The 1,047-nt window shown below is 68.4% G+C and carries 1 pseudogene; it reads right to left on the bottom strand.

Going from position 1 to position 1,047, the window contains the following annotated elements:
* A pseudogene (gene carB / locus QZX79_RS05195) lies at positions 1–911 on the bottom strand (carbamoyl phosphate synthase large subunit); the annotation flags it as partial.
* Positions 912–1,047: the final 136 nt, after the last annotated feature.

Below are 1,047 nucleotides of genomic sequence, written 5' to 3'. Positions count from 1 at the left end.
ACGCGCGGGTTCATCTCGATGACGACCATGCGCCCGTCGGCCGGGTTCACCGCGAACTGGACGTTGGAGCCGCCCGTCTCCACCCCGATCGCGCGAAGCACGGAGATCGAGGCCGAGCGCATGCGCTGGTATTCCTTGTCCGTCAGCGTCAGCGCCGGCGCCACCGTGATGCTGTCGCCCGTGTGCACCCCCATGGGGTCCACGTTCTCGATGGAGCAGACAATGATGCAGTTGTCCGCGCGGTCGCGGACCACCTCCATCTCGAACTCCTTCCAGCCCAGCACGCTCTCTTCGATCAGCACCTCGGTGACGGGGCTGGCCGCCAGGCCGCCTTCGACGATCGCCCGGAACTCCTCGACGTTGTAGGCGATGCCGCCGCCGGTGCCTGCCAGGGTGAAGGACGGCCGGACGATCGCCGGCAGGCCCACGAAGGGCAGGGCGTCCAGCCCTTCCTCAAGCGTGTAGACGGCCCGCGACTTGGGGCTCTCCAGCCCGAGCTCGTCCATGGCCGCGCGGAACTTGGAGCGGTCCTCCGCGCGCTCGATCACGTCGGACTTGGCCCCGATCATCTCCACGCCGTAGCGGGCCAGCACGCCGGAGTTCTCCAGCGCGAGGGCGGCGTTCAACGCCGTCTGGCCGCCCATGGTGGGCAGCAGCGCGTCCGGGCGCTCTTTTTCTATGATGCGCTCGACGAACTCGGGGGTGATCGGCTCGACATAGGTGGCGTGGGCCATGTCGGGGTCGGTCATGATGGTGGCCGGATTGCTGTTGACCAGCACGATCCGGTAGCCCTCGTCGCGCAGCGCCTTGCAGGCCTGGACCCCCGAGTAGTCGAACTCCGAGGCCTGACCGATCACGATCGGGCCCGCCCCGATGATCAGGATCGACTGGATGTCCGTGCGTTTGGGCATGACGGGTCCTGACGCGCGAGAACCGACCCGCGTAGAGGCGGGAGGCGGGGAAACCGGTTTTGGGCTAGGCGGATCGTCTAGGGCGCAGGGCCGAGCGGAGCAAGGCGGCGCGGCCCGCATGGCAGGAAGTGCCGGG

Source organism: uncultured Arthrobacter sp. (assembly GCF_902805515.1).
In the GTDB taxonomy this organism is placed as follows: domain Bacteria; phylum Actinomycetota; class Actinomycetes; order Actinomycetales; family Micrococcaceae; genus Arthrobacter_D.
This window is presented reverse-complemented; position numbering and strand designations above follow the sequence as displayed.